The organism is Acidiphilium sp. JA12-A1 (genome assembly GCF_000724705.2).
Taxonomy (GTDB): domain Bacteria; phylum Pseudomonadota; class Alphaproteobacteria; order Acetobacterales; family Acetobacteraceae; genus Acidiphilium; species Acidiphilium multivorum.
On record NZ_JFHO01000108.1, the window covers coordinates 1 to 5,958 of the forward strand.

The 5,958-nt window shown below is 56.3% G+C and carries 7 protein-coding genes and 1 pseudogene; 1 reads left to right on the plus strand and 7 read right to left on the minus strand.

Features of this window, described 5'->3' with window-relative positions; all coding sequences use genetic code 11:
- From RT91_RS21640 to RT91_RS21645, 3 genes and pseudogenes are all read right to left on the minus strand, one after another.
- Window positions 1-567 (minus strand): annotated as a pseudogene (locus tag RT91_RS21640) (hypothetical protein); the annotation flags it as partial.
- A 655-nt stretch (window positions 568-1,222) separates the two neighbouring features.
- Window positions 1,223-1,813: a hypothetical protein gene (locus RT91_RS22340; protein WP_205408985.1), complete on the minus strand. Its 591-nt coding sequence runs from the start codon at window positions 1,811-1,813 to the stop codon at window positions 1,223-1,225.
- A 39-nt stretch (window positions 1,814-1,852) separates the two neighbouring features.
- Window positions 1,853-2,128: a hypothetical protein gene (locus RT91_RS21645; protein ID WP_152982862.1), complete on the minus strand. Its 276-nt coding sequence runs from the start codon at window positions 2,126-2,128 to the stop codon at window positions 1,853-1,855.
- A 352-nt stretch (window positions 2,129-2,480) separates the two neighbouring features.
- Here RT91_RS21645 and RT91_RS17115 point away from each other — a divergent pair, with 352 nt between their 5' ends.
- Window positions 2,481-2,750 carry an IS5 family transposase gene (locus RT91_RS17115; protein ID WP_051788350.1) on the plus strand — a complete coding sequence of 90 codons (270 nt, stop codon included), beginning with the start codon at window positions 2,481-2,483 and terminating at the stop codon, window positions 2,748-2,750.
- An 848-nt stretch (window positions 2,751-3,598) separates the two neighbouring features.
- Here RT91_RS17115 and RT91_RS17120 read toward each other — a convergent pair.
- From RT91_RS17120 to RT91_RS17130, 4 genes are all read right to left on the minus strand, one after another.
- Entirely contained in the window at window positions 3,599-3,889 is a 291-nt protein-coding gene (locus RT91_RS17120; protein WP_035188695.1) for a type II toxin-antitoxin system RelE/ParE family toxin, read from the minus strand.
- Window positions 3,890-3,891: 2 nt separating this feature from the next.
- Window positions 3,892-4,065, minus strand: a complete 174-nt coding sequence (locus RT91_RS22210) for a hypothetical protein (RefSeq protein ID WP_162839082.1) — start codon at window positions 4,063-4,065, stop codon at window positions 3,892-3,894.
- 794 nt (window positions 4,066-4,859) lie between these two features.
- The gene (locus RT91_RS23075; RefSeq protein WP_035188697.1) at window positions 4,860-5,399 is read right to left on the minus strand and encodes a zincin-like metallopeptidase domain-containing protein; all 540 of its coding nucleotides are present in this window, start codon (window positions 5,397-5,399) and stop codon (window positions 4,860-4,862) included.
- 2 nt (window positions 5,400-5,401) lie between these two features.
- Window positions 5,402-5,958 (minus strand): tyrosine-type recombinase/integrase (locus RT91_RS17130; RefSeq protein ID WP_035188700.1); only part of this gene is annotated, 557 nt, incomplete at its 5' end.

The following is a 5,958-nucleotide window of genomic DNA, read 5'->3' on the forward strand; positions in this document are numbered from 1 at the left end:
GTTCTCGTTCAACAGGCGAACCAACTGCCGCTTCGAGATCGAAATCCCCAGCGATCGCAACAAGGCGAGCAACCGCGGCATCGTCGATTGACCCTGATGATATTGCACCAGCACGAAGCGGCGTAGTTCCGGACCGAAATGGCCTGCGGTTCCTTGAGGCAATGGTGCCAGGATCGTCCGGCCATCCGGCGTTATCCAGCGCTCTCGCAGGTAACGGGTCGCCGTCGCCGAAATCACGAGGTCCTGGACCAGAAAAGGTTCATGACCTTTGAAAACAGCTCCTGGCGGGACCTCAATCCCGATCACCTTTTCTTCGACTTTGACCCGGGGTGAGACCTTGCCCCGAACGGGACGCTTCTCCTGCTTCTGGGGCTTCGGCGGCGCTGTTCCTTTTTCCATGCCACTCGGTTTGATATGCGGGCGACCCTTCAGACCCTTCAGTCGCGCATTCTCTTCGCGCAATTCAGCAACGATCACCTTCAGGCTGGCGATCTCACCGAACAGTTCGACCAGCAGAGCTTCAAGCTCTGCACGGCTCAGCGCGGAAAGGGTGACGGACGGAGGCACATGACCCAAAGACTCCCCTGCGCCGAATCGGTGCAAGGAAAAAATGTACGGTCACCCACATTTTTGCCCCTCTTACGCAGAACCGCACCAACCGTTTGATATATCGGTAGGAATTTCGTTCGCCCTAGGGTCCCGGTCGGCGCCGATCAGCGTCCAATCGGGACCCCATCAGAGCGCATGATTAGATTGTCAATTCAATGGGTTCGGGAGGATCCCAGGGTGGGGTCCCACTTCGACGCCGATTCACAGTGGCCCATCGTCCGTATACTCGGTGTCCTCGGAGAACCAACTGGAATATGCGAATGTGATTGTTTGGCACCCCAAGCATTGCAGCATCTCCCACTGATCGCCGCCATATACTGGCGTGTCCTTTTCATCCCAAGAGATTGTCTTTTCTGCCAACGTTTTGTGATACCGAGCGCCGCCGCACCCTCGACAGTACGATAGGGCGTCGGCCGCTTCATCGTTGGTTTCACCTATCTTTTAGCATCCCACAGTTCATCGTGCGCTCGCCGCGCTGCTCTTGGGAACAGATGCATGGCTTGTCGCCGTCCCAGCGGCACACGCGCCAGAGCGGGTCATATCGTGGGCACTGTTTGAGTACGGCCAGCATTGCGCCGTCGATTTCGACGGTCTTCCGGTTGTCAGACATATCTTAGCTGAAGCTAGCCCTGGCACCCGATGCTAGAAGAACGTCTCGGTCGCCTGGTCCTCCATAGGTCAGTGCCCACAGGTCGGCGAGGTTAGGGTCTTGCTGCCCACGAAGCACTCTTGGCGCGTTTGCTGTTTGTCCTGCCGCAAACCCCGCTTTCCCCGCCTTCGTCTGTCCTTGATAGCCGATCACACGCAGACCAGGGAAGTAGTATGCCTTAAGCGCCGAACACAGTTGCCCTGCGAACGTGCTCTGACTTTCGACTTGCGTGGGAGGATTTTCGATGGTGCCGGCGCTGAAACAGCAGTGTACTACAATTGTTATATTGGTTCGCCCGACGGGGAAGTCTGACTCGATAAGTTTGTCGCACGTCTTTGTGCCGTTTATTGCCTTTGTTCCCCAAATTATTTTATTTGTGGCGCGCGCAATTCCGCCAACGTTTGACCATTCTCCGTGGCCATAGATAACTAACGTATCATTGTCTTGTAGTGTCGACAATCCCGCCTCATTGATAATCATGGCGTTGATATGCGATGAATATAACTTTACGTCACCCGCTAGATCATCAGTAATGCATATTATATACGTGCTCATTTTAGCTATCCTTCGACTAATAGTCGTTCGGTGCGTTGTTTACCCACGCCTCACGTTCTCCGCATGACTCGCATTACGGCAGTTTCGGTTTCGCCGGTCGGTCTGTGTAGTTTGACTTTCGCTCATTCTGCAGATGCCTTCCTTGGTCTGCGCCGCCTTCCGACCGGCCTGGAAAGCCCATTCCATGGCGCGGGCGATTTCGCCGTTGGTGTCGGAATTGAAGCCATACTTCGTCCGCTCTTCCCGGCCGCCCATAATGCGCTTTGCGATCCGCCGGAAAGCCGCCACTCGATCCTTTTTATCGGCCTCCTCCACGGGCGTTGACCCTAGAACCCAACTTGCCGCTTCGGCGGGAGGTACAGCCGTGAGCCTCGGGTAAAAGGGGTGATCCTTGATGCTACGAGTCATCATACCGCTCCCTTGTCGTGGCAGCGTTGTCAGGCATTTGATGCCCACATGCTTTCAACCGCATCGGTCAGCTTCGTTGCGTCAACCACTTTCCCGAATCCATGAAAGAGGATAGCGACCATCCAACAGGTAGCAAAGTCGTCAACATCCACCCAGTTTTTTCGGCCATTTGGTCGAGCCACGAATGACGGCCTAGGTTCCGTACCTATTGCCATGACGACGGGAGTTTTGATTCAAGTCTCTACGGAGGGTTTGGATCATGGCGGAATTATTCTGGCTGAACGTTGCGCAATGGGCTGCAATCGAGCCACTGTTGCCTAAGCTCGGCGGCAAGCCGCGGGTGGACAATCGCCGGGTTCTGAGTGGCATCCTGCATCGCTTTCGTGAGGGCTTGCGGTGGCGCGCACTTCCGGAGGCTTATGGGCCGCGGACCACGGTGTTCAACCGGTTCAACCGCTGGAGCCAGCGTGGCCTCTGGCAGGAGATTTTTGCCGCCCTTGTCGCCTGCGCGGATCTTCAAAATCCGTAGAAATACTCCTAAATCAATGCCACGAATATGATAATATAATAGAAACAAAAATTAATAAAATTGCAGAAATAATTTTGATGAATTGTATGTTTTTGTCTATATCATCTTTTAGACAAAGTATATGATTTATCTCTCTATCAATTATGTTAATTCTATAAAGAAATATTGTGCATAATGATAAAGAACCAGATTCCAGTAACATTATTTTAGAAATAAGAATCAGAATTTGTTCGAAATTAAGTTTTATGTCTAATTGATTTGTTCTAATAAAAGCAAAGTAAAAAATTAAAGGTATTGAACCGGCGCTCCACATAAATATTTTTGAATATACTGATATAAGTTTTATTCTAATATCTAATTCATATTTTTCTGATTCATTTATTTTCTTGATTGTAATTTTTCTCATCTAAAAGCTCTTTTCGTAGAAGGGCGATTATGGAACTTCCCGGCAAGTCCCCACGAAGACGTCAGATAGTTGACGCGTAGGCCGGCAACCGACCCCATAGTAGACGTGCAACCGAGACTGTCAAAGCACCCCGCCAGAAGCGGGCCATGGCGGCGCGAATACTTGGAGCGAGCGACTGGCGGCGATCACGAAACCGATGAGGCAACGAACCGACGCAGGTGCGGCACGGCCTGCAAGCCGTAAACGCAAGGTCAACGGTGGTGGGCACAAAAAGAGAACGATGACAACGGCCAGATCAGCGGGGAGCCAACATTCCGGGGAGCTAAACAGAAGGAAAACCTTGGGTGAAATAGGTCTGATTGGCTGTCGTTTGTATCAAAATGAGAAATCCGGGGGGATGTTATACGAACCCCCAAGACGGCCCTGAAGGGCCGTATCGATCTCACGGCAATGCGTCACTGCGGTCTCTGCCACCATGCCAGATGCGGAGGATTCGAACCAAATCGGCGTTCATGTCGATCTCGTAGACGATCAGATACGGCCACACGGCCACCAGTTCGCGGGTGCCGGCAACTAGGCCGAGGCGGCCCCGGTTGGAAAACAGCGCCAGGCTGTCGCCGGCGAGGACCAAAGAGCGCAACAGATTCGCTGCCGCATGGGGGTTCAGAGGTTCGAGATAGGTGACGATGGAATCGCGGTCCGCCAAGGCGAGCGGATGCCATTCGACCCGCACGCTCAGTGACCGGAGATCTTCCGGTTCAGCCGTTCGATCTCACGCAGGAGATCGGCGCGCACCTGTTCATGCGGCACACCTGGACGAGGATCGGCCCGCGCCTCGGCGATGGCGGCCTCGAGAAGCCTGCGCTCGGCCTCGAGCTCGGGATCAATCTGGGGGACTGTCTGGTTCATTCGGCGAACTCCAGGTGTAACTTCTGACAGGCCAATCAGATCCTGCATCCATGTTGGTTGCACGCGCCAGAAGATTTGACTTCCTGACGACGGCCGGCTTCTCGGTGCACAGGAAACCGGTCGGGATGCAGTATCACCTATATCGTGTGCGGCGGGCAACCCGCCGATAGCGACAGCCGATGTCTAGAATAGGCGCTGATGTCCGGACAGGAACCTACCTGAACCACGACGAAGGCGCCGGCCGGACCCAGTGGGCGGGCGGCCATTTTTCCCCTGGGCTTTGGCTTCGCCTGGGATAGGCCGGACACCAGGCCTTCTTTTTCTGGCCTGGTTGCTTTTGGCGTCGCTCAGGATCATGCCGGCTTCCAAGACCCCATGTCCGCCGCAGATAGCGCGTTCTTAAGCCAAGATTTCAATGCGATGTAACGCCTTCTTGTCGTGGCCGCAGATGCGTTTCCAAAGCTATGCTGCGTCGCACAAAATTCATATTGAAGCCTCTCTTGGCTGAGCTATATCTCATCCCACGGGGCTCATGCCCTGTTGGACGTTTCCTCCCTAAACTTGGCGGCCGCAATGGTCGCCATTTTTTTTTGCGCCGATCCGACTGGCTGGAAGTGTCCGCAATGACCGAACGCCATCCTCTATCCGAAAAAAGTCCTTTGAGCCTGTCGTGGTCAGGCATTTCATCTATGGATATGGCCTGACGCACCGCGTGGATCGCCGGATAGGCCTCGGAGGACAGATTGTCGCTGGCCGGGATAGAAGCGGGTTTTTAGTTGGCAGATCCTCATGATTTACCGCCCTGCCGTTGCACGCCGTGCCTGCCGCTCCTGCTCGGGCTGTTCGGCTCGTTCCGCCCGCCGGATTTCCGCGCCGCACTCAGCGGCCCGCTGCCAGTAACCCCGCGCCTGCTCACCCGTCTGGCTGTCAGCCTGGCCAGTGATCTGCCCTGCCTTCTGCTCGGCTCGCAGCGCCATCAAATACCCGGAAATCTTCTCGGCATCGGCCGCCGCCCGGAAGATCTCACGCGGGTCTTGCTGCAAGGCTTTGATCCAGCTCCCGACATAGGCCGCATGCTGGCCCGGATCATGGCCGATCCCCAGCTTGTCCGCGATCATCAGCGAGGCAATCTCGGCCCTTAGCTCCTCCCGCGCGTAGGCTTCCGATCCAAACGGGGTGCCAAGATCCGGCCGGTTCAGCCGCGAGGGGTGCCCTGTGGCGTGCCCCTTATGCCGATGTCGGCATAAGGGGCATAATGCCGCGATCCGGATTATGCCGCATGGCCTCCGCTGGAGGCCGGATAGCCCGGCATTGGCCATGCGGCTGTTCGGCATAATCAGAGCCCTTCCAGGAACGCGAGGAGTTGATCGTCGGGCCGGAACCGGCCCGACGGCGTGGCTGGAGCGGCGACGCGAGCGAGCGCCTTTTCCTTCATCCGCATGTCGGCATGGATGTAGATTTGGGTGGTCTCGACGTTCTCGTGACCAAGCCAGAGCGCGATCACCGCAGGATCAACGCCGTGGTGGAGCAGGTCCATCGCCGTGCTGTGGCGCAGCGTATGTGGCGTGACCTGTTTCGTGCCGATGCTCGGGCACGCGCGCGACGCCGTGAGGCAGTGCTTGCGGACCAGATGCTCAAGAGCGTCACGGCTCAGCCGTTCGCCCCGGATCGACGGGAACAGCGGCTTGCCCTCATCTTTGTCGTTGCCGATCCACGTCGCCAGCAGCTTGGCTGTCTCGCGGCGAAGCGGGGTGGCGCGCTCCTTCCGGCCCTTGCCCATGCAACGGATGTGCGCGCCGGTCCCCAGCACGACATCGCCCCGCGTGAGGCCGACCAGTTCGGAAGCCCGCAGGCCTGTCTGGACCGCAAGCAGGAGCAGAGCGTGATCGCGCC